The 23,055-nt window shown below is 51.8% G+C and carries 19 protein-coding genes; 16 read left to right on the plus strand and 3 right to left on the minus strand.

What is annotated here, in order from left to right; translation table 11 throughout:
• Positions 1–105 precede the first annotated feature (105 nt).
• Positions 106–1,485, minus strand: a complete 1,380-nt coding sequence (gene fumC, locus HUU10_06975; GenBank protein ID NUQ81339.1) for a class II fumarate hydratase — start codon at positions 1,483–1,485, stop codon at positions 106–108.
• Between the two features lie 222 nt (positions 1,486–1,707).
• Between fumC and HUU10_06980 the strand changes: the two genes are divergently transcribed.
• From HUU10_06980 to HUU10_06990, 3 genes are all read left to right on the plus strand, one after another.
• Positions 1,708–2,490, plus strand: a complete 783-nt coding sequence (locus HUU10_06980) for a T9SS type A sorting domain-containing protein (protein ID NUQ81340.1) — start codon at positions 1,708–1,710, stop codon at positions 2,488–2,490.
• 557 nt (positions 2,491–3,047) lie between these two features.
• Entirely contained in the window at positions 3,048–4,871 is a 1,824-nt protein-coding gene (locus HUU10_06985) for a hypothetical protein (GenBank protein NUQ81341.1), read from the plus strand.
• A gap of 263 nt (positions 4,872–5,134) precedes the next feature.
• Positions 5,135–6,931, plus strand: coding sequence for a DUF3858 domain-containing protein (locus HUU10_06990; protein ID NUQ81342.1), 1,797 nt, complete (start codon positions 5,135–5,137; stop codon positions 6,929–6,931).
• Positions 6,932–7,243: 312 nt separating this feature from the next.
• Here HUU10_06990 and HUU10_06995 read toward each other — a convergent pair whose 3' ends face one another.
• Together HUU10_06995 and HUU10_07000 are read right to left on the minus strand one after the other, a co-directional pair.
• Complete coding sequence (locus HUU10_06995; protein ID NUQ81343.1) at positions 7,244–8,812, minus strand: FAD-dependent oxidoreductase; 1,569 nt, start codon at positions 8,810–8,812, stop codon at positions 7,244–7,246.
• Entirely contained in the window at positions 8,809–9,837 is a 1,029-nt protein-coding gene (locus HUU10_07000; GenBank protein NUQ81344.1) for a phytoene/squalene synthase family protein, read from the minus strand. Before HUU10_07000 ends, HUU10_06995 begins: the two co-directional genes overlap by 4 nt.
• A 500-nt stretch (positions 9,838–10,337) precedes the next feature.
• Between HUU10_07000 and hemF the strand changes: the two genes are divergently transcribed.
• The 13 genes from hemF (at position 10,338) to HUU10_07065 (ending at position 22,248) form a co-directional block, all read left to right on the plus strand.
• Positions 10,338–11,225, plus strand: a complete 888-nt coding sequence (gene hemF / locus HUU10_07005) for an oxygen-dependent coproporphyrinogen oxidase (protein NUQ81345.1) — start codon at positions 10,338–10,340, stop codon at positions 11,223–11,225.
• Positions 11,226–11,357: 132 nt separating this feature from the next.
• Positions 11,358–11,519, plus strand: coding sequence for a hypothetical protein (locus HUU10_07010; GenBank protein NUQ81346.1), 162 nt, complete (start codon positions 11,358–11,360; stop codon positions 11,517–11,519).
• A gap of 89 nt (positions 11,520–11,608) precedes the next feature.
• Positions 11,609–12,370, plus strand: a complete 762-nt coding sequence (locus HUU10_07015) for an HNH endonuclease (protein ID NUQ81347.1) — start codon at positions 11,609–11,611, stop codon at positions 12,368–12,370.
• Complete coding sequence (locus HUU10_07020; protein NUQ81348.1) at positions 12,367–12,681, plus strand: hypothetical protein; 315 nt, start codon at positions 12,367–12,369, stop codon at positions 12,679–12,681. The genes HUU10_07015 and HUU10_07020 overlap by 4 nt, the downstream gene beginning before the upstream one ends.
• 152 nt (positions 12,682–12,833) lie before the next feature.
• On the plus strand, positions 12,834–14,039 hold the full coding sequence (locus HUU10_07025) for a glycosyltransferase (GenBank protein NUQ81349.1): 1,206 nt from the start codon (positions 12,834–12,836) through the stop codon (positions 14,037–14,039).
• A gap of 18 nt (positions 14,040–14,057) precedes the next feature.
• A complete protein-coding gene (locus tag HUU10_07030; protein ID NUQ81350.1) occupies positions 14,058–14,207 on the plus strand; it encodes a hypothetical protein in 150 nt (49 codons plus the stop codon).
• Between the two features lie 277 nt (positions 14,208–14,484).
• A complete protein-coding gene (locus HUU10_07035; protein ID NUQ81351.1) occupies positions 14,485–14,712 on the plus strand; it encodes a UPF0175 family protein in 228 nt (75 codons plus the stop codon).
• Positions 14,713–14,821: 109 nt separating this feature from the next.
• Positions 14,822–15,793, plus strand: coding sequence for an NAD(P)-dependent alcohol dehydrogenase (locus HUU10_07040; GenBank protein ID NUQ81352.1), 972 nt, complete (start codon positions 14,822–14,824; stop codon positions 15,791–15,793).
• A 147-nt stretch (positions 15,794–15,940) separates the two neighbouring features.
• Entirely contained in the window at positions 15,941–17,278 is a 1,338-nt protein-coding gene (locus tag HUU10_07045) for a replication-associated recombination protein A (GenBank protein NUQ81353.1), read from the plus strand.
• Positions 17,279–17,281: 3 nt separating this feature from the next.
• Positions 17,282–18,226 (plus strand): ROK family protein, encoded by a 945-nt coding sequence (locus tag HUU10_07050; protein NUQ81354.1) that lies wholly within the window; start codon positions 17,282–17,284, stop codon positions 18,224–18,226.
• Positions 18,226–18,699 (plus strand): DinB family protein, encoded by a 474-nt coding sequence (locus HUU10_07055; GenBank protein ID NUQ81355.1) that lies wholly within the window; start codon positions 18,226–18,228, stop codon positions 18,697–18,699. The genes HUU10_07050 and HUU10_07055 overlap by 1 nt, the downstream gene beginning before the upstream one ends.
• A 2-nt stretch (positions 18,700–18,701) precedes the next feature.
• Positions 18,702–21,293, plus strand: coding sequence for an LPS-assembly protein LptD (locus HUU10_07060; GenBank protein NUQ81356.1), 2,592 nt, complete (start codon positions 18,702–18,704; stop codon positions 21,291–21,293).
• Positions 21,280–22,248, plus strand: a complete 969-nt coding sequence (locus HUU10_07065; protein NUQ81357.1) for a metallophosphoesterase — start codon at positions 21,280–21,282, stop codon at positions 22,246–22,248. Before HUU10_07060 ends, HUU10_07065 begins: the two co-directional genes overlap by 14 nt.
• Positions 22,249–23,055: the final 807 nt, after the last annotated feature.

Raw genomic sequence — 23,055 nt, forward strand, 5'->3', positions numbered from 1 at the left:
CCGGCCCTCCGGTCCTGATCCGGAACATCGCACCCTTTCCCTGAAATGACGGCAAAAAAAAAATCCGGCTCATCGCCGGATTTTCAGAGTTAACAGGATCCAGACTCAGATCATCTTTTTCGGATCGACCCATTCATTGTACTGAGCATCGGTGAGCAGTCCGAGAGAGAGAGCGGCCTCTTTCAGGGTGGTTCCTTCATGATGGGCCTTTTTGGCAATCTTGGCAGCATTGTCGTATCCGATGTGCGGATTCAGAGCCGTGACCAGCATGAGGGATTTTTCCATATTTTCCCGCAGTTTATCCACATTAGGTTCGATTCCGTACGCACAATTGTGCTCGAAGGAATCACAGGCATCGCCGAGCAGCTGCAGCGATTCCATCACGTTGTGCAGAATCACCGGCTTGAACACATTCAGCTCGAAATTACCCTGACTGGAAGCAAATCCGACCGCAGCGTCATTGCCAAACACCTGCACACATACCATGGTCATGGCTTCCGATTGGGTTGGGTTCACCTTACCCGGCATGATGGAAGATCCCGGCTCATTTTCAGGAATCAGCAGTTCGCCGATGCCTGCACGCGGACCCGATGCCAGCCAGCGGATGTCATTGGCAATCTTCATCAGACCGGTGGCGAGGGCTTTGAGTGCGCCATGAAAGTAAGCCAGTTGCTCATGTCCGGCCAGGCCCTGGAACTTGTTCGGATTGGGGCGGAATTTCAGTCCGGTCAGCGTTGTCAGTTCGTCGCTGACCATTTTATCGAAATTTTTCGGTGCATTCAGACCGGTTCCCACCGCGGTTCCGCCAATGGCGAGATCGAGCAGAGAATCTTTAGCCTGGTTGATTTGTGCCAACGCTACTTTCATCTGAGCCACATAGCCCGAAAATTCCTGACCCAGGGTTACCGGAGTGGCATCCTGCAGGTGAGTACGACCAATCTTGATAATAGAGTCGAACTCGGCCTGTTTCTTTTCGAACACCCGGATGAGGCTTTCCAGACGGGGAATCAGGTGACTTTCGGTAAACCGGGCCACGGCCACATGCATGGCAGTGGGGAACACATCGTTCGAGGATTGTGACTTATTTACCGTGTCGTTGGCGTGTACCGGTTTTTTGGCTCCCAGCGGTGCGCCGAGGATTTCGTTGGCCCGGTTGGCAATCACTTCATTGGCGTTCATGTTGGTCTGAGTACCCGAACCAGTCTGGTAAATTTTCAGCGGGAAGTGCTCGTTAAACTTACCGGCAATGATTTCGTCGCAGGCCTGGATCACGGCGTCATACACGGGTTTTTCCAGCTTGCCGATTTTAAAATTGACGATGGCACAGGCCTTTTTTACCATCACCAGCGAATAGATGAATTCGGGGTGAAAGGTCGTGGTGCCAATCTTGAAGTTCTGTAAAGACCGTTGGGTCTGGGCTCCCCAATACCGGCTGTTTTCTACCTGGATATCGCCCATGGAGTCGGATTCGGTGCGAAAAGACATGGTTTCTCCTGCTGTTTATTTGAAAATCAGACAAAATTAACCGCAGAGCCGGACAATGTCATGAAAACAACCGCTCTGTCTGGGATTTCTAACGAGGAATTAAGAACGGCCGTTTTGGTGTTCTGATTCCCTGATACGGGGATTAGTCGGTTCCGCTGCTCTTTTTATGCGTCGCCATCCCGGTGTTCAGCTTCCAACATTTAACCTTCTGAAAGCAATCGAATGAGTAAAGTGTTTTTTCTGACCTTGATTTTTGGCATGACGGCTGGTGTTTCCTGGATGGTTACCGCGTCTTCCTCTGGTGTTACCGGCCGTACACAAAAAAACGGAGACGGCTGTGATTGCCATGGCAGCAATGTTAATCCGTCGGTTCAGGTCCTCATTTCCGGACCGGATCAGCTGAAGGTGGGAGAAACCGGAAATTATTCCGTGGCCATCAGTGGCGGACCGTTGGTGCGGGCAGGGGTCAATGTGGCAGCCTCAGCCGGGACCCTTGCAGCAGGCTCCGGATTGAAGAAGGTGGGTTCGGAACTGACTCACAGCACACCGAAGGCACCGGCTTCAGGAATCGTCACTTTCGACTTTCTGTATACAGCCCCGTCAACGGCCTCACAAATCACCCTGTTTGCGACCGGTAACAGTGTGAATTTTACCGGAGGAACCGGTGGTGATTCCTGGAACCACAGCCCGGGAAAAACGGTCGACGTGGTGACCAATACTTCGGTGGATGACCGTCAGCCCTCAGACTTTACACTTGGGTCCAATTACCCGAATCCGTTCAATCCATCCACCACCATCCCATTTACTTTACAGACACCCGGAGTGGTGAAATTGTGGATCCGGGATGTGCAGGGTCGTGCCATTGGTGAGCCCGATACCCGTTATTTCACTTCAGGATCCCATACCTGGCAGGTGGATCTGCGTGATCTTCCCAGCGGAACCTATCTCTATACCCTTGCCGTGAATGGCCGCACCGACACCCGCCGAATGACGTTGGTGAAGTAGGGAAAGCAGTCAGGGACCGGAAATCAGAATTTCTCCCTCTCCGCCGGACCTTCAGCTATCCCTTCGGTCGAATCACCCGGAGACCGAATTGAGGTCTATTCATGATTCGATCCCCTCATGATCAGATAACCGGGAATCGGTTTTTTTTAATCTCTACTCACCAATCACTGATTCCGTTCCCCGGTCAGCACGTCGACTCCGCCAAGGACCAGGCCGAAGGCTGATCGTTGTAACGGCAAACCACATTTAACTCTTTTCGCTCAATCAGGAAACCGACCCTTTCAGGCGTCCTGTTGTCCGGGTCCTTCCCCACACAGCCCCACAGTCCCTAACACTGCCAACTCCCCCTGTCCTGTCCGATACAGGAAATGAAAAATGGGTATATCCGGTTATTAAATCGCTCATTCAATCATGATTTCTGGCAGACAATAACGGCCGGGCCTGCTGTTTTCCTGAATGGAAAAACGGACAAAACGGTAGATTAAAATACAAGTAGAAGCAACTACAAATCTGATGTTTTGACAAAAAATAAATATTTTAAATAAAAGCACAGGATCATGAGAGCAATATTACTTCTTTTTGTTTTGTCAGTGGCCGGTTTTCCTGCATGGGCCGGGGGAATTATTGAGTACAAGTCAGATCTGACGTTAGAGATCAACAAATATGGTGAGGGTCGTTTTGATGCCAGTCTGACACAGAAGGCATCGACCCGATTTGAAAAATCGGACGTTAAAAGAATACAACCCTTTCAGTTGGAAGTCCCGTATTATAGCTCCCGATATACGTTTAAAGCAGAGCTGAATAACTGGTCAGTCAATTCAGGTTCTATTAGAAAGTACACTGAAGATCCGTCTGATAGCTTTCTTTCAGACGGACTTAAAATTTTTGTTGAGTCACCCGAAGAGGTTGCCAACCAACAGAATGAGTTCAGTTATGAGCTAACCTATCATATCAGTGATTCCGGATTTATACCGATGGTTGTTGTGCCAAAAAGATATGACAGGGTATTGTTTAGTTACACGGTTATTCATCCGGCCAACATGGACGTGTCGTTTAATATTACGCCCCTGGTTGACAGTCTTAAGTGGGAAGTCGTGCGGAAGAATGATAAAAAAGTTCAGTTAATCATTCATGCCAGGAACCTGTCTGCAGAGACACGGGTCGAATGGCCATTTAATAATCAGTTGGCTTTTGTTCATACAGAACTGACTGCGAATGGCAGACCGGTTAATCCGGTGACTCCGCGGGCCTTCACCAAATGGTATCTGACAGGATTAAAAAAGAGAACGACAGACGACCCGCGCAACACGGACCAGATGGATTCGTTATCAAGGTGGATAGGGTTTAAAGAGGATACATTAAAGTCTGCCTATGAGTTTATCACCACAAAGGTTCGGTATATGGCAGACATGTCTGGCGGACATTCACATTATCCTCATTCAATTTCCCATATTATAAGAAGAGGCTATGGAGATTGTAAGGACAAGGCCTGGTTGTTGTATAATGCTGGAAGATTAACTGGAAAAAAGGTTTTTCTTGCATTGGTTAACACTGATCCGATGCCACCATTAAAGTCTGTAAGTGTGAACCAGTTTAACCACATGATCAACGCAGTTTTGAATGAGGATGGAAGTTACCAGTTTATTGATGGGACAGCCAGACATCTTCGTTACGGACAAATACCCGGATCACTGGAAGGCAAGCAGGTGTTGGTGCTGAATCCCGATAAACCGGAAATTGTTACTGTTCCATACAATGACGCCTCCAGTTCTCTGTCTTTTTCATTTACAGGCCACATAGATTCACTGAAATCGGTACCCGGAACCGTGTTGCTTGGATCTGAATACCAAAGACGGGTGAAATTATTGATGGAAACCAAACAAATGCGGGATAGTCCCGACCTGGTAGGTTTCATTTTGGATAAGCCATTAAGAAGTCTGACCTTCTCAAATCTGAAAATACAGGACAGCCTGGATAAGCCGATTGCATTGCAGGCCAATCTCAGTTCCATCCTGGTTCAATCAAAAACAAAAACATATTATCCGGTTAATCAGTTTACTGTCTTTGACGTGGGAATTGCTGATCGGATAAAGGACAGTCTTGATTTATTCCTGTCGGTACCCTCCTCCATATCAATCACCTATCATCTGATTGACCCCTATCAATCAATGGCCATGAAGGATTCTGTTTCCATTGTAAACGAAATCTTTACCTTTCATGCTCGAATACAGAGTGGGAATGGCCGTGTATCGTTGAACCAGGAGATCCGGTTTCGGAAAGACCATGTGCCTGTAGCCCAAAAACAAGAATTTTTGGCAGCGACCAATCAGTTTTTTAAACTAAGAAAGCGACTTTTTACTCAACAGAGGATCCTTCCGTGAAAAAATATTCTTACATTCTTGCGATTCTTTTTGGCATATTCCTGTCTGCCTGTACTTCATCAAAACCATTCTACGCACTTAATCCTCCGGGCAAGTTGAGTGATAGCACTGGTTTAGTGTCTATGGGCAAGCTAATGGAACTTTATCCGAATGATGACGGTGTGTTTTTGTCCTACCGGAACATTCTTGAGGTTACTGCTACAAAAAACTTTATAGGGGGTGAATTTTCTCATGAAAGAAGGAGGTATGTTGAACGGTCATACATGATTCTGAATCCGACTAACGAAGCACTTTCCACCTTCATATTTCGTGAAGGAACAGATAAATTATTGATGGTCAGTCTGAAAATTACCCATCCGGATGGGACCATTGAAAGAGTTGGAATGTCTCTTCTGAAAAAGGAAAAGGATGCAAATGGAAGCATGGTATATAAATACGCGTATCCAAATGTTCAAAAAGGTACGGTAGTTCAGGAGCATTTTTCCTATTTAAAAAATGATATGCAGTCGGCGATTTTCAGGGATCTGGTAGAGTCAGAATTTGTGTTTACCTCTGAGTTTCCGATTCTGGATTACACTTTTTGTTTTTCATATCCATCCTGGTGGAAGGTGGCCTATAAACGACAGAATATTCCTGCCTCCTCTGTGTCTACACAGGTAGATGAGAAGAAAGATCAGATCAATACCACCTTTCGATTGAATTCCATACCAGCCTGGGTCAATGAGCCCTATTCTCCATATCGACGGGAGATGGTGCCTTCTCTGAAAATCAAGGTTATTGAGTGTGGTTTATATATTGACGCTGGTAATTTTGCCTCTCCCAAGGACTGGGAATCGGTCTCTGATTTTTATAAGGAATATGCTGTAAATGAAAACTTCCTGTTTAATCTTTTTCTTTCAAATAGTGTGAAGGGAATGACAGCGAAGGCTAATAGTCCGCATGAAAAGGCAAGGGCCATACTGACGCATATAAGAAATACGATTACGGTTGAATCGGGAAACCAGTGGAAAGATTTCAGCGATGTATTGAATTCAAAAAAGGGTAATCCAATGAACATTACCGGACTTACTCAGTCGCTGCTTCGTGAGGCGGGAATACGGTCAGACTTTATTATGATTTATGATCGGTCCAATGGTTCCTATGATGATTCCTATATAAATTTTTTTGAATTTGAAGTACCCGCATTAAGAGTTTTTGTTGAATCGGATACCCTTTATTCAATACCCTATATGAAACAATTTCCTTATCTGTTTCTTCCTGATAATCTGAGTGATCAACCAGCATTGATTGTTCGTAAGAAGGAAAATTCCTTTTCTTCAAAGGCACCTACAAGGGCTGCAGCAATTGCTACAAAAGAAACGAAGGGAAAAACGGAGGAGCTGATGATCAGAATTCCGGAAAATGAAATTATTCAAAATGAAATACTTCAGAAATCCAATCTTACTATTAACGAGGAAGGTTCTGTTAAAGTCAGTGAGTCTTTTCGTTTCTCCGGATCACCGGCTGTTGAATTTCGCGGCGAAATAGAAGATCTGAAAAAATATGAGGTAAATCAGAAAATCCTCGAAAAATTCTCCATTAGAACCGAAAACACTTCAAATATTGTACCGAAGATTACCAATCTTACAGAAGCAGACTCCTCCTTAATAGTTGAGTTTGAGTACTCCGTTGAGAATCTGACAACCATCACACCCGAGGAAGTGTTGGTTCAGCTGGACGAATTAATTTCACCCATTTCAATTAAACGTTTTTCATTGGACAATGAAAAACGTGTTTTGCCGATCAGCATTACCTATCCCTTCTCTTATCGCAGGGAAATAAACATCAGTGTTCCGGAAGGCTGGACGCTGCAGAATAAAATTGAAAACGCCAGTGTCTCGAATGAATTTGGAGAACTGAATCTGAATGGATTGGCAACAGAAAAGGCACAAAGTTTACAGTACAACCTTATAATCCGTAAAAGCAATCAACCCAGCGAGAAGTATCCCGATCTGAAAAAGTTGCTTAGTCCGGATGAACGGTTTCATCCTGGCACGTTTATCTATTCAAATTCGCTTTGATTCAATTAAACTGAGCGATTCAACTCACCCATGATTCCGTGGGCAGGCCGTTTCTTTCATTTGGCTGAATGTTTCAACAAAAAACGCCCCTCGGGGCGTTTTTTATACAGAGATTCTGAACCGGTCAACGTTTTTCAGGCAGTAACAAGTAACAACTTTTAACTTCTGCTTTTAACTGTTAACTGGAAAAAACCCTTGTCCCCTCTATATCCGTCAGCGCCGGACTTTCAGAACCTCATCCTTGTGGCTTCGAGGGGTCATTGAGCGAAGTCGAAATGCAGCTACCGGATTCGGCACTCGGGGTCCGGGTTTTTACTTCCCCTTCCCAACCAGCATTCCTGCAGCAACAGCCACCCGCTCCCCGTCGAGGGCGGCGGATACGATACCGCCGGCATACCCGGCCCCTTCGCCGCAGGGAAAGAGATTCACCAGCTCGGGATGCGATAACAAGTCAGGATCGCGCGGAACCCGGATGGGAGAACTGGTCCGGCTTTCTGTGGCCACCAGTAACGCATCACCCGACCCATAACCGGGCATCTGAGCGTCGAAATATTTCAATGCTGCCTTCAGCCGGGCCGAAATCGCCGCCGGCAGGAGCGCATTCAGATCGGCGGATGTCAGGCCGGGAATGTAGGAAGTAGCCGGGAGGCTGGCGGATACTTTACCAGAAAAGAAGTCGGTCACCCGCTGACCCGGGGCCTGCTGGGTGCCACCGGCTGCCCGGAAACACGCCTGTTCCACCATCCGCTGAAAGTCCAGTCCGGCAAAAACACCGGTAAATCCGGCTGCGGCCCAATCGGATTCATCGACAGGAACCACCATGCCCGAATTGGCAAACTTCGAATCGCGGCGCGACATGGACATGCCATTCACCACAATCTCGCCCGGACTGGTGGCCGCCGGAATGATAATTCCCCCCGGACACATGCAGAAGGAATACACACCACGTCCATCCACCTGATGAACCAGACTGTAACTGGCAGCCGGTAACGCCGGGTGACGCGAGGTTTGGCATTTATATTGAACCCGGTCGATCAGCGATTGGGAATGCTCGATCCGGACGCCGAGTGCATACGGCTTGGCTTCAATGGCGATGCCCAATTCCGCCAGCAGTGTGAAAATGTCCCGGGCGGAGTGACCGGTGGCAAGAATGACCGCCTCACCGGTGAATTCACCGCCATCCGCTGTGTGCACACCAGCCAGCCGGTCTCCCTTCCGGATGAGTCCGGTTACCCGGGTGTTAAAATGAATCTCGCCCCCATGCGATAAAATCGATTCCCGGATGGCTGCCACCACACCGGGCAGTTTGTTCGATCCGATGTGCGGATGGGCATCCACCAGAATATCGGGGGTGGCGCCATGGGCGACCAGCACTTCCAGCACCTTACGGATGTTGCCTCGTTTGTCCGACCGCGTGTATAATTTCCCGTCGGAATACGCGCCGGCGCCGCCTTCGCCAAAACAGTAATTGCTATCCGGATTCACGGTATTAAACTGTTGGATGGCCCGCAGATCCTTCCGGCGGCTGCGGACGTCGGAACCCCGTTCAAGCACGATGGGCCGGATGCCCTGCTCAAGCAGGTTCAAAGCCGCAAACATCCCGGCCGGACCGAATCCGATCACAATAACCCGGGGCGCTGAATGAACCTCGCGGTACACGGGCATGAAATCGGGATTCCAGTCGACCACTTCATCGAGGGCCACCGAGACTTTCAGACGGAAAACGGGTTGACGGCTTCTGGCATCGAGCGAGCGTTTGCGGATGTGCCAGGAGGTGATCCGGCTGGTTGGAACCTGGAGAGCGCCGGCCACCTGCCGGTGGATCCGGTCCCGGTTGTCGATATCATCGGGTGAAACCGCCAGTTCCAGTTCGCGGATCATGGAATCAACGAATGATAGGCGTGCTGATGGAAATAGGCCAGTTGCCGCCGGTTGCTGAACCAATCCAGACTGGTGCGTACGATCGTCCGCTTCACATCCTGCCGGGTGATTTTCACCGTGCCGCCGGTGAACAGGCCGCAATTGCGATCGATGGCCGCCAGGGTCTGATTGGCCATGTGCAGCGGCCAGAGGCAGAACAGACGGATCTGCCGCTCCATCCGTGGCACTGCCAGCGTGTAATCGAGGGCATTCAGCAGGTGCTTTCTGGCCAGGTTACGCAACTCCTCAATCACCCCATGAATGGCGGGATGGTTGGGCTGATCACGCAACAGCTCGGGGGTCAGTCCGTGCGAAGACAGAACGGTGAGCGGCAGGTAACACCATCCGCGCTGCAGATCGGTGTTGTAATCCTTGATGATGTTGGTGAGCTGAAGACCAATGCCGAAGGAAATGGCCCGCTGTTCCATGGTCTGGCGACGGCTGGCATCGAGCGCCGGCATGAATTGCACAAACAGATTGGTCAGCAGAACGCCCACCGTACCGGCCACGTAATAGCAGTATTCTTCCAGTTCGGCCACATCGCGCAGGGCGGTAATGGAATCCCGTTTAACCTGAAAGGTCTGAAATTTTCCCATGCCCCGGATCATTTCCTCGATGGAGGGCACCATGGCCACTCGGATTCCGTCGGAAAGCGTTTGATAAACGGCCAGGACGCGGTGAACCGACCAGGTAAGTTCCTCATCGGGACCATCGGTGTGATACGGTTCAAAGGCATCGCGGATGGGATCGACGGAAACCGGTTCCCGGAGCGATTTCAGGAACAGGGCAAGCAATTCCTGTTTCCGGTCGGCGGGCAGCTCGGGATGATCCTCGATGGTATCGGCGATGCGGCAGAGCAGGTACGCCAGCAGGATGGCTTTGAATTTCTCACCCGACAGAATGGAAATCACCAACGCGAACGTGCGCGACACCTTGGGAAGCATCGATCGGCAATATCGGTAATCGGCTGTGTACGTTGTGGACATCGTTCTTTAGTTAAAAGTTACGGGTTAAAAGTTAAGAGAACAGAAATCATAGATCAGTGATCAGCCCTTCGACTTTGCCTGGTCACTGAGCACCGTCGAAGTGCTGGGACCAAAATTAATAAAACCCGGACCCCGAGTGCCGAATCCGGTGGCTGCATTTCGACTTCGCTCAATGACCCCTCGAAGCCACAAGGATGAGGTTCTGAAAGTCCGGCACTGACGGATATCGAGGCGACAAGGGTTTTTCCAGAAAACAGGTGTTAACGGACCCAAAGGTGGTCATTTACCCTTATTAAGTTGGGGAATGGTCCGTTTGGTGGTCGTCGATAAACGGAGGCACGGCTCGGATACACCGTTTTTCACCGGACGTTTCGAGTGCCTCAACGTCCGGATTTTTCCAATCACCATTCACTACTCACCAATCTCCAATCTCCTTTCCCCAAAAATACACCCCGGTACCGGCATTGGAAAAAGGGCGGCGGTTCCTGCATCTTTAAGTCATGACTCCCAGCCCGTTTTTCGAGATCATGTCGGCGTGGTGCCGGCAGTTACAGCAATCCATTTGCAGCGCATTGGAACAGGCCGATGGCCGGGGCCGGTTTGGCTCCGATTCGTGGTCACATACCTCTGGCGGGGGCGGATTGACCCGCGTGCTCGAGCGGGGGGCCGTGATTGAAAAAGGGGGCGTGAACACCAGTGCGGTGACGGGCGAACTGCCACCCTCCATTGCCCGCCGTCTCAACCTGGAATCGGTTCCCTTTGCCGCCTGTGGCATTTCACTGGTGATCCACCCGGAAAGTCCGTTCGTTCCCACCATACACGCCAATTACCGGTACTTCGAACTCCCCGGTGATCGATGGTGGTTCGGCGGCGGATGCGATCTGACGCCCTGGTATGCCGAGGAGGAGGATATCCGGCATTTTCACCGCACCCTTCGTGCCGTTTGTGACCGGTATGATCCGGACTGGTATCCCCGCTACAAGCAGCAGTGCGATGCGTACTTCACCATCCGACACCGGAAGGAGACCCGCGGTGCCGGCGGACTGTTCTTCGATGATCTCACCGGGGACCGGGACCGGCTCTTCGCCTGGATCGGTGAATTGGGTGCCTCATTTACGGAAAGCTACCTGCCCATCCTTCACCGCCGGAAGAACCACCCGGTGACGGATGCCAACCGGCATTTTCACGAACTCATGCGCGGACGCTACGTGGAATTCAATCTGGTGTACGACAAGGGCACGCTGTTCGGGTTGGAAACCAATGGCCGGGTAGAAAGCATTTTAATGAGTCTGCCGCCCCGTGTGCGGTGGGAGTATCACTATCAGCCGGAACCGGGCTCTCCCGAGGCCAATCGCGCACACCTGCTCATCCCCCGCGATTGGGTGTAAAAATGGCCCGAACAAGCTGATTTACCTGTTTTCGGCAGAACAGATTACAGAAATTCCAGACATGAATTCCAAATTTTCAAGGCTCGTTTTCCAGAAATTAGTGGATTGGTTGCAAATAAAAAGGGAAGGACCATGAGGGTGGATGTCGCTGTCTCTGCTTCAATGGCCGGGGGGGCCGGTGAACGCTTCCAGGGTGGTGTGATTTTCTACGACGGAACCCACCGCCTGCCCATGGGAACCGTTGCCGGCAAACCCGTCTGGGCCATGCCGGTGGCCATGATGTGGGAGAGGTAGGGATGGCGGATGTGAAGCTACATTAAAAATATTGTACCATAATTATAATACAGATTCATTAATTTTTGGAAAGAATTTGAGGACCTCCAATGAAATCTTCTCAACGTCTTTGGACAAGAGATGAATTAATCCAAGCCATTTCACTGTATGTAAAAATTCCATTTGGAAAATTACATCACCGAAATCCTGAAATAATTTCGTTAGCAAAGAAAATTGATCGGACACCGGGATCAGTATCCTACAAACTCGTGAATTTGGCTAGTCTTGACCCCACCTTAAAATTACGTGGAATAAAAGGGGCTTCTAACGCAAGCAAACTTGATAAAGAAGTGTGGGACGAATTTTATGGTAGATGGGAAATTCTTGCTCAATTCGATTTTGAATTAAATAGGGAAATCAAAGCATCACCATCAAGTCAGGATATCCTCACAATACCACTTGAAGGAAAGGAAAAGGAATCCCTTGTTAGGGTACGAGTAAATCAACAATTTTTTAGAAAAATGGTTTTAGCAGCCTACGATGGTTCGTGTTGTATTACAGGTATCAATCACCCATCCTTATTGGTTGCTGGGCATATTAGCCCCTGGGGAGATGATGAAAAAAACAGGATGAATCCAAGAAACGGAATTGCAATTAATGCACTTCATGATCGGGCCTTTGAGTTTGGACTGCTAACAATTTTACCGGATTACTCTATTCGAGTTTCTGGAGAAATAAAAGAATTGTATGATGGAGAGACCATCGATTCCTTTTTTAAACCATTTGATGGCAAAAAAATCAGAGAACCTCAGCGGTTTCCACCCGACCCAGAATTTTTATACTACCACTCCACCCAAAAATTTATACAATGAACATCTTGGTTGAGTATTTATACCGGGACGCTACCAATACCAAGCAATTCGGCTCCGTGGTGTTTACCAACCCGGAAGGATTGGATTTACAAACCATCCGGGAACGGATGAGAAAATCCCTGATTGATGGTGAGTATTTTTATCCCGACCGGGTCGGCATTCGGCTGATTTATGCGTATGCCTGGGACCCGGAAATTGACCACACATGGTATGAATTTGAAAATGTGTCGCACACGGATTCCGCACCCACAGACCCACGCACTGCAGACCAGTTTCTGCTGGAACTGACATCCAGCCACCCGGGCTTTTGAAGCCAGCGAAAACTCCGCCCGCAAACTTTACGTCTTCTTCTCATTCTGGTCATCCTTCCGACAACTAACAGACAGACCTTTGCCGGCGGCGGAACCCTGATTGACCTGCAGAGGTTTTTGCAATCGGTCACCAGCAGCCGGATGTCAGACACATGCGCATTCTTTTTATCAGCAAATTCAATTGGCAGGATGCCAGTCCCATGGCAACCATTTCCACCCTGTCCTCCTGGTCACTCGCTCAAACCGGCATTCCGGTGACGCTTCTGATTCAGGATGATCAGCCCGGTGATACGCAAAAAATACTGAAGGATCGTTTCGGCCTGGACTCCATCCCGGGTTATCAGATCCGGCTGTTCCAGAGGAAGAAGACGTTGTTCGGGAAAAATGATGCGTTTTACCGGTATGTCAACGAGGTGATTGCCGGTGAACTGAAGCTGACCCGTGATCTGGTGATTATCACCCGCAACACCAATCTGCTTCCGCGTCTGGTTCCGTATGCCCTGGACAGGCGCATCACGCTTCTGTTCGAAACACACGGCTATCACGGGACCAAAACCCTTCCCGGGCTTCCTCCCCGTCCCAGAGGGGGCGTTCTGTCTGCAGACAGTCAGTACGGGATGACTGAACGGCTGTTTCTGAATCATTTTCACGGACTGATCTGCATCACGTCGCCGCAGCAGGCGTTGTACCAGTCCGATGGGTATCATCTGCCGTCGGTTGTGCTGCCGCTGGGTTCGCCCGGGGTGGATGGTATCGTGCTTCAGCGGCCGGCCGAACGGGCCTATCAGCAAAAACGGTTGGTCTATGCCGGCCGGTACACACCGCATCTGTCGGTCTCGGTCCTGTTCGAAGCCCTCAGCCATGTACGCGATCTGGGAATCCGGTTTACCTGGCTGGGACTGAAGCCAGACGACTTTCCGGTGGTGGAAAAGTGGGTGAAGACCTGGCATCTCGAAGCGGTGGTGGATCTGAAACCCTGGATGTCGCATGCAGACATGCGGACCTACCTGATGACGGAAGCGTCTGTGGGACTGGCGGCCTATTCAAACACCTTCCGGTCGGCAGCAGTGACATCGCCCAGCAAAGTGTTCGATTACTTTTCCTGCGGCCTTCCGGTCATTGCTCCCGATCTTCCCACGCTGGCGGATGTTCTTGAGTCGGGAGTGAGCGGGCAGTTGTACACTCCTGATTCCGTCACCAGTCTGGAATCCGCCATCCGCACCGTCTTTCAGTCAGAAAGAGACTATGAGAGATTGCGGGACGGATCGCTGCGGTCGGCCGGTCAGTATGCCTGGTTGGCCCGGAGTCAAAGACTCATTGACTTTGCCCGGTCGGTAAGGACGCAGAAGAAGCAGTGATCACCGGAGCACAGACTGATGCACCGGTTACAGGAGTGGATCTTCTTTTCGCTGAAACCATACAGGTCCGTTCGGTACCTGCCAGGTATTGGTATTGTCGATGCCATCCGTTACCTTTCCTGCCATGCAACCACAAGACCTGTCTCCCTGGCTGTTTTGGGACACTGATCGTTCCCGGGTGGATCTTACCCTTCATCGTTCCTATGTGATTGAACGGGTATTGGAATATGGGCTTTGGGAGGATTGGAAGAAAATCCGGCAGCATTACGGCGACCAGACGATTCTGGAAACTGCCCTGAATGCCCGGTCGCTGAGCGGTAAATCCAGGGCCTTTATTTGTTCAGTTTACGGGGGCTCTCCCGATCAATTCCGATGTTATACACTTCAACAATCCAACCCGATACACTGGAATGACCAGGAATATTTGTTTCAGAAAACAGAAGGCATGAGAACCGTTGTCTTAAGGCTTCCTGATTCTGTTGAACTAACGGATTTCGACATCACCATGATCCTTGCAACGAGACTGTATGAAGAAGGAAGATTGTCAGCTGGTCAGGCTGCTGAGTTGGCAGGAATCACAAAACGCTCGTTTATTGAATTACTCGGCACGTACAAGGTATCGGCTTTTAGTACCTCAGCTGAAGACTTGCGGTCAGACATAAATAATGACTGAAAACCATCCGGCTACTTTGTAAAAACCCCATCGACCTTCCCCCCTCCACAACCTTTTCCCGTTTCCATCCGTATACCCGGCTATTTTTCTTAAGAAGAGAGGGCCTGCCATGCTGGCTGCGTATCGTGAACGGTATTGTGAACCCGGGCAGGTGGGAGTTGCTGAACGGCCTGTGAAGGAGCCCGGTCCGGGAGAGATCCGGTGCCGGGTGGTGGTGACAACGGTAAACCGGTCCGATGTGGCGCTGGTGACCGGGCGTCCGGCGGTGATGCGGCTGATGGCTGGTCTGAACCGTCCGCGACGACCCATTCCGGGAACCGATTTCGCCGGTGTGGTTGAGAAAGTGGGTCCGCAGGTCACCCGGTTCCGGGTAGGAGACCGCGTGGTGGGGTTTGAAGACAACGGATGTTCCTCGCAGGCAGAGTTTCTGATTCTGGGTCCGTCGGCTCCGGTAGCCCACATTCCGCTGGGAATCTCGTATGAATCGGCCGTGGCGGGCATGGAGGGCGGTCATTACGCCATCAATTTCCTCAATAAAGTCCATCTGCAGGCGGGTCAGTCGGCTCTGGTGTACGGGGCGAGTGGTGCCATTGGTTCTGCCTTGGTTCAATTGCTGAAACCGGTGGGCGTGCGGGTGACGGCCGTGTGCGGGCCGGATGGTCTGGAAGCCGTCGGATCTCTGAAGCCGGATGATCTGCTGAACCATCAGGAAACCAACCTGACCGATCTGCCTTACCGGTATGATTATATCTTCGATGCCGTGGGGAAACGCACCTTCGGCGAACTGAAATCCCTGCTGAAACCGGGCGGCATTTATATCTCTTCTGAACTCGGTCCGGGCGGTCAGAATCTGTTTCTTCCGCTGATCACCAGAATCGGCGGAGGCCGGCGGGTGGTCTTTCCGTTTCCTTCCGACATTCCGCATTCCTTAAACCTGCTTTGTCAGGAACTGGCGGCCGGCCGTTACCATCCCCTCATTGACCGGGAGTATCCGATTAGCCAGGTGGGTTCAGCCTATGACTACGTGGCCTCGGGCCGCAAGCTGGGATCGGTTCTGTTGCGCATGAGCGGCGAGCTCTGAAACAGGGGACCGGTCCGGTCTTCCGTCTTTCAACCCGGGGGACAGGCGTCCTGCCCACATTTCATTACCTTCGGCTATCCGGTCTGTGCGTTCTTATCGGCCGGCACAATGGAACCCGGTTCCGGTTTTTGCTACCTTCGGGCAGACATGTCTGAGTCCACACTGTTCGAAACCACCGAGTCGCCGGTTCCCGGCGGATCTCCGCTTCCCGACCGGCTGCGTCCGGAAACCCTCGATGACATCATCGGTCAGCAGCATCTGATCGGACCCGACGGACCCATCCGGCGGCTGATCGGGGCCGGGGACTGCCCATCCATGATTTTCTGGGGTCCGCCCGGCGTGGGAAAAACCACGCTGGCGCTGGCCATTGCCCGTGAATTGCGCTACCGGTTCGAGCGGCTCTCGGCCATTGAAGCCGGCGTGAAGGAAGTGCGCGAGGTGATTCAGCGGGCGTCCATGCGGAAACGGTCGGGTGAACGGACGATGGTCTTTATCGATGAAATCCACCGGTTTAATAAAAACCAGCAGGATGCGCTGCTGCACGCGGTGGAAACCGGCATCATCAGTCTGACGGGAGCGACCACCGAGAATCCATCCTTTGAAGTGAATCCGGCGCTGATTTCCCGCTGCCAGGTGTACCGGCTGACGCTGCTGTCGCCGGATGAAATCAGACAGGTGGCCGAGCGTGCCTTTGAAAAAGACGAGCTGTTTGCCGGCATGACCGTGACCGTGGAGGATTGGGATGCGCTCTTCAGGCTGGCGGCCGGGGATGCCCGAACGGCCCTGCGCGCCATTGAACTGGCCTTTCCGCTCGCCTGGCAACCGGGACTGAAGCAGGTTCATCTCACACGGGAGGTTTTCGAAAAGGCGCTTCTGCAGAAAACCCCGCAGTATGACAAGTCGGGCGATAACCATTACGACACCATCTCGGCCTTTATCAAATCCATGCGGGGTTCCGATCCGGATGCCGCCCTGTTCTGGATGGCTAAAATGATTGAAGCCGGGGAAGATCCCCGTTTCATTGCGCGCCGGATGGTGGTGTTTGCCAGTGAGGATGTGGGCAATGCCGATCCCTTTGCCCTTACACTGGCGGTGTCGGTGTTTCAGGCAGTGGAACTGATCGGTATGCCCGAGGCGCGGATCAATCTGTCACAGGGCGTTACCTACCTGGCCAGCTGCCCGAAGTCCAACTCGGCTTACCTTGCGATTGATGCCGCACTTTCGGAAATTCGCAGCGGCGTACCCACCACGGTTCCGCTTCACTTACGGAATGCGCCCACCCGCCTGATGAAGGAGGAGGGATTCGGCAGCGGGTATGAGTATCCGCATTCGTATGACCATCATTTTGTACACGCATCCTACTTTCCGCCCGGTTATACCCCAAAACCCTTTTATCAGCCGGGTGAATACGGGAAGGAAAAAACATTTGCAGAACGGCTGGCCTGGCTCTGGAAAACCCGGTATCAGCCTAAAAGAAAGGATTAATCCATGAAAGCGGCTCTTGGTGTCGACATCGGCGGCACGTCTATCAAACTGGCCCTGGTGTCTGAATCCGGCGAGATTCTCGACCAGACCTCGGTTCTGACTTACGGTGACAAGGATCCGGATGTGACGGTTGGTCAGATCTCGGATTATTTCCGTGATGTGAAAACCCGGTTTCCTTCGGTTCGTGTGGTGGGAACCGGAATCGGGGTGCCGGGTACTGTGGCGCTCGATGGTGGTACGGTTTCCTTCCCGCCCAATCTGAAAGGATGGGGAATTGTGCGGCTGGGTGATATGGTGGCCGAAGCCACCGGTCTGCCGGCTTTTGTGGAAAACGATGCCAACGTGGCGGCGCTTGGTGAAGGAATTTACGGCGCCGGTATGGATGTGCCGAGTTTTGTCATGGTGACACTCGGAACCGGTGTGGGCGGCGGAATCGTCATCGATAAAAAAATCTACCGCGGGGTGTTCGGGGCAGCCGGCGAAATCGGCCATATTTCCATCGATCACAACGGACCGACCTGTAACTGCAGCAACAAAGGCTGCCTGGAACGTTACATCGGTCAGCGATATATCATCGATTACGCCATGGAAATCAAGGACAAGTATCATTCCTCGCCGGTTCACGACATTCTGGCCGAACGTGCGCTGGAAGTGAAGGATCTTGCTCATCTGGCAGTCCGCGGCGATGAACTGGCAATCACCGTCCTGAACCGGACGGGACATCTGCTGGGCGTGGGGCTGACTTCGATCATGCACATTCTTGATATCCGCACGTTTATTATCGGTGGCGGTGTGGCCGGTGCCGGTGACCATATTTTCCGTCCGGCCGAGCATTATGTAAAAAGTCATGCCCTGGCTCCTATGCGGTCTGCTTTTAAAATGATACCGGCCAGTCTGGGCAATCAGGCAGGTGTGCTGGGGGCTGCTGGTCTGGTGTTTAAAAGCTGATGAGCGCCGTCCCAGACCTGATCGGCCGGTATGCTGCCGGTCCCGATGAACTGGTAAAGCTGGTGGCGACCCTTCCCGATGGTTCGGTCGATTACCGCCCGGCACCCGGCAAGTGGACCATACGGGAAATTCTGGTTCATCTGGCGGAAGCCGAAGCAGTTGGATTCACCCGGATCCGCCGGGCCATTGCAGAACCGGGATCAGCAGTGTTTGCCTACGATCAGGATGCCTGGGCCCGCGAGGCGGATTATGCCCATCAGGATATCAACCTGGCCCTGACGCTGTTTAACGCCCTGCGCGATTCAACCGTGGAGGTTCTGAAATCATTGCCAGCCGAGGCTTTCAGCCGTACGATTGAGCATCCCGAGCGCGGAACCATGACATTAACGGCTGTGCTCGACTTGTACATCCGGCATGTGACCGTTCACCTCAGTCAGATCCGGCGCAATCTGGATTCCTTTTCCACCCGCTGATCATGACCGGACGACTTTCCCTTGTTCTGGCCGGCCTGCTGCTGGTTCTTCAAAGTCAGGCTCAGGAAGTCACCGGTTCCGCACCGGCTCTTAACGATTCGCTTTTCGTTCCACCCGATTCACTCTCACTGGCTGCTGCCGATTCGGCGGTTGCCCCGGCGGGACTCGATACGGTGGTCGTGTATCAGTCCGCCGATTCCATCTGGTTTTCCTTCGGGACCAAAACCATGGACATGTACGGACCTTCCACCCTGACTTACGGGGCCGTCAATCTGGAAGCCAACCGGATCAATATCGACTGGACAACCTCCATGCTCACGGCAGACGGTGCACCCGATTCATCCGGGGCAACGGCTGGTTACCCCGAATTCACCGATTCGGGTGAAGAGTACCGTGGAACCCGCGTCTACTACCATTTTAAAACGAAAAAAGGCCGGGTCCTGACCGGGAAAACCGAGATGGGGGATGGCTTTTACCGGGGTGATCAGATTAAGAAAGTGACGCCCGGCGTGTTGTTCGTCGCTGATGGCATTTATACCACCTGTGACCGCGACGAACCGCATTTCCATTTCTGGGGCGAGGAAATGAAACTGCTCATCCGCGATAAAATCATTGCACGGCCGGTGGTGCTGAAAGTGAATGAAGTGCCGGTCTTTGCACTTCCCTTTGCCATTTTGCCCAACCGGACCGGCCGTCAGTCAGGGATTATTCCGCCCGCATACGGCGAATCGGCCATCCGTGGTATTTTCCTGCGGGGGGGCGGTTATTACTGGGCGCTGAGTGATTACACCGATCTGGCGCTGACCGGGGATCTGTATTCGAAGGGCGGATACAATCTCTATTCCGATTTTTCCTACAACAAGCGGTATGATTTTTACGGATCACTCCAGGCTGGCTACACAAAGGACATTGCCGGAGAAACCAGTGATCCCGACTATTCCGAATCGGATGGATACAAACTGTACTGGAATCACCATCAGGAGTTCAATCCGTACCAGCAGCTCGATGCCAATGTGAATTTCTCGAGCGACAACTATCTGCGCCGGACATCCTTTAAACCCGATGAACTGGTGACGCAGGAAATCATTTCCAACGCCAACTACTCCCATAAATTTGAAGATTCACCCTGGAGTGCCAACGTCGGATTTTCGCGGAACCAGAATATCATCACCAAAGAGTATTACCAGACGTTCCCGACCGTGCAGATTTACCGTCAGTCCACCACCCCTTTCCGGGACCCCGACAAACCCGCCAGCCAGCAATCCTGGTACGAACGGATCACCCTCGGTTACAACGGTTTCTTCACCAACCGGAATCAGAAAGTGTTCAACCGGACCGATTCGACCTATCAATCCACCATGGATAACGGAATCCGGCATTCGCCATCCATCAACATTCCGTTTTCTCTCGGACCGTATGTGACCATTAATCCGTCCTTTTCCTACGCCGAATACTGGTATTTCCGGACCATAGAAAAGAAACTGGATCCGACCACCAATCAGTTCCTGACTGAGAAAAAGGAAGGCTTTGCTTCTGCACGGACTTTCTCGACCGGCGTGTCGGCATCCACCCGTTTGTATGGAATCATTCAGCCGCAATTCGGGTCCGTTACCGGATTCCGTCACGTGCTGCAGCCGACCATGGGATTTACCTACACGCCCGATTTTTCCGATCCGTACTGGGGCTATTACAAAACCGTTTCTGATACAGCCGGCCGTCAGCTGACGTATTCGCAGTTTGAAGGCAGCATCATCGGCGGACCGGGTCGCGGAAAAACACAATCGCTGGCCTTCGGATTGGGAAATACATTCGAAATGAAACTGAAGGGCAAGCCCGATGAAAACGGAAAAGCAGGCAAGGATGAAGTGATCCAGCTGATCCGGTATCTGAATCTGTCTTCGGCTTATAATTTTGCAGCCGACTCGCTCAACTGGTCGAACCTGTCGGTTTCAGCCGGAACGTCCATCGGGTCGCTGAGTCTGCAGTATTCAAGTTCTTACACGCCTTATTACTATGCCACCTCGGTGAATGCGTTGGGGCAGCCGGTGGATCGGCTGACGCGGTTCACCCTGTGGGAAAAGAACGAAGGAATTCTTCGGTCGGTCAGTCAGTTTTTCTCTTTCAGTTATTCGTATTCAGCCGAGAAGAAGAAGAACACCGACCGTCTCAGTTACCAGAAGGAAACCGATGAAACCAATCCGCTGCGTGCACCGGTTTCACCTGCTGAAGAACGCCGGCGTCAGTTGAGAAACGTTGATTTTGATATTCCCTGGAATGTGTCGCTGAACGGCTCTTACAGCATCAGCACACCGAGTCCGTCGGTAAAGTCGAAAAATGCGTTTGTAACCGGTTCGCTCGATTTCTCCCTGACCGATAACTGGAAAATGGGATTCGATGGCGGTTACGATCTGATTAACGACGAGTTCACCGTTCCCCGGATTACCGTGTTCCGGGATCTGCATTGCTGGTCCATGGATTTTACCTGGGTTCCTTCGGGCAGTTACAGTTACTACATGCTGAATATTCACGTGAAAGCACCTCAGCTTCAGGATATTTCGGTGAAGAAGTCAGAGTATTACTATGACTATTACTAAGTCCGTTCCTGGGTTGCTGATGGTTGCGGCGGGGCTTACCGGCTGCGCCTTGCTCGAAGATTCCACTGGTTCGGCCGTTGTGAAACAGGCAAAGCCGGTTCAGACGCAGGAAATCCGCCCGGAACCGGGGGAACAGGTTCTGACTTTTTTACTGGCTGGAGATGCCGGTACGGGAAATGCCCATCAGCACCGTGTGGCAGCCGGCATGGCGAAAGTGGCCCGGGAATATCCTGCAGGCGGTGTACTCTACCTGGGTGATAATTTCTATGAATTTGGTGTGACCAGCGTGACGGACAGCCAATGGGAGTCCGCCTTTACCGACGTTTACACCGACCCGGCGCTTCAGATTCCCTTTTATGCAGTGCTGGGAAACCACGATTATATTCTGAATGAGCAGGCCCAGGTGGAGTATTCTTCCCGGAATCCCCGGTGGATCATGCCGGATCGTTACTACACCCGTACGGTGGCGATTCAGCCGGGTGACAGTGTGCGCCTGATCGGTCTGGATACGAATCTTCTTCTGGATGAGACGGATACCACGCAGCAGCTGTCCTGGCTCGATTCCGTTTTAACCAGCAGTCCGGTTCGCTATCAGGTGGTTTTTGCACACCATCCGCTTTACACCGGCGGTGAGCATGGCGACAATGCTGTACTTCAAAAAATGCTGTCCCGCCGACTCGAAAAGGCCGGAGTGCTTCTGTATGCAACTGGGCACGACCATCATCTCGAGGTGATGGATCCGCAACCCACCGTCTGGCACGTCATCTCGGGCGCAGCCGGAAAAAGCCGCTCGGTGACCTGGTCCGCCCGGACCCGCTTTGCGGCCACCAATCTTGGTTTCATGACCCTTCATCTGTCGGATTCCCGTGCCTGGATTCAGGTGTACGATGCCGATGGAAACCGGTTGTACTCGGAATTGCTGTCTACGAAGATGTCAGGGCTACGTCCCTTTTAGGGATCTTGTCGAATCTGTTTTTTCTACGGAGATGTCAGGGCTACGCCCCTCCAAAATCGTTGGAGCCGGTTGTTTTTGCATTTCAGCCGGGTAGCGGAGACATCCCGGTTGCAGCTAATAGCATTCGGAGGAATTGGAGCCGCGTAGCGGTGACATCTTCGTAGCCAATGGTCCGAACAGAGGAAGAGGAAGAGCCGCATAGCGGTAACCTCTGCATTGAAATCCCGATTGCCTCCGGCTGGTGGTTTTGGCCGGAATTATATCCCTCAGGTTGGAAATCAGTTTCTACGAAGATGTCAGGGCTACGCCCCTTTTAGGGGTCATGCCGAATGTGTTTTTTCTACGAAGATGTCAGGGCAACGCCCCTCCAAAATCGTTGGAGCCGGTTGTTTTTGCATTTCAGCCGTGTAGCGGAGACATCCCGGTTGCAGCAAATAGCATTCGGAGGAATTGGAGCCGCGTAGCGGTGACATCTTCGTAGCCAATGGTCCGAACAGAGGAAGAGAAGAGCCGTATAGCGGTAACCTCCGTATTGAAATCCCGATTGCCTCCGGCTGGTGGTTTTGGCCGGAATTATATCCCTCAGGTTGGAAATAAGTTGTCCTGTCCACGCCCCTGACCATTTAAAAACGCCCCTCCATCTGACCCGCCTTTTGTTCCCCCTCATCACAGTTCATACTTTAGGTCTGAACGGAAGCCCTGATTTTTTCTGTTCCCCGGGGAGGAGAATGTTCCCGGAAGGTTCAGGATACTGGCTGTAAGCAACCGGCCGGCCTCCTTCTCACAGACCAATTTTAAGTTTCCGGA

This window comes from Bacteroidota bacterium (genome assembly GCA_013360915.1).
Classification (GTDB): Bacteria; Bacteroidota; JABWAT01; order JABWAT01; family JABWAT01; genus JABWAT01.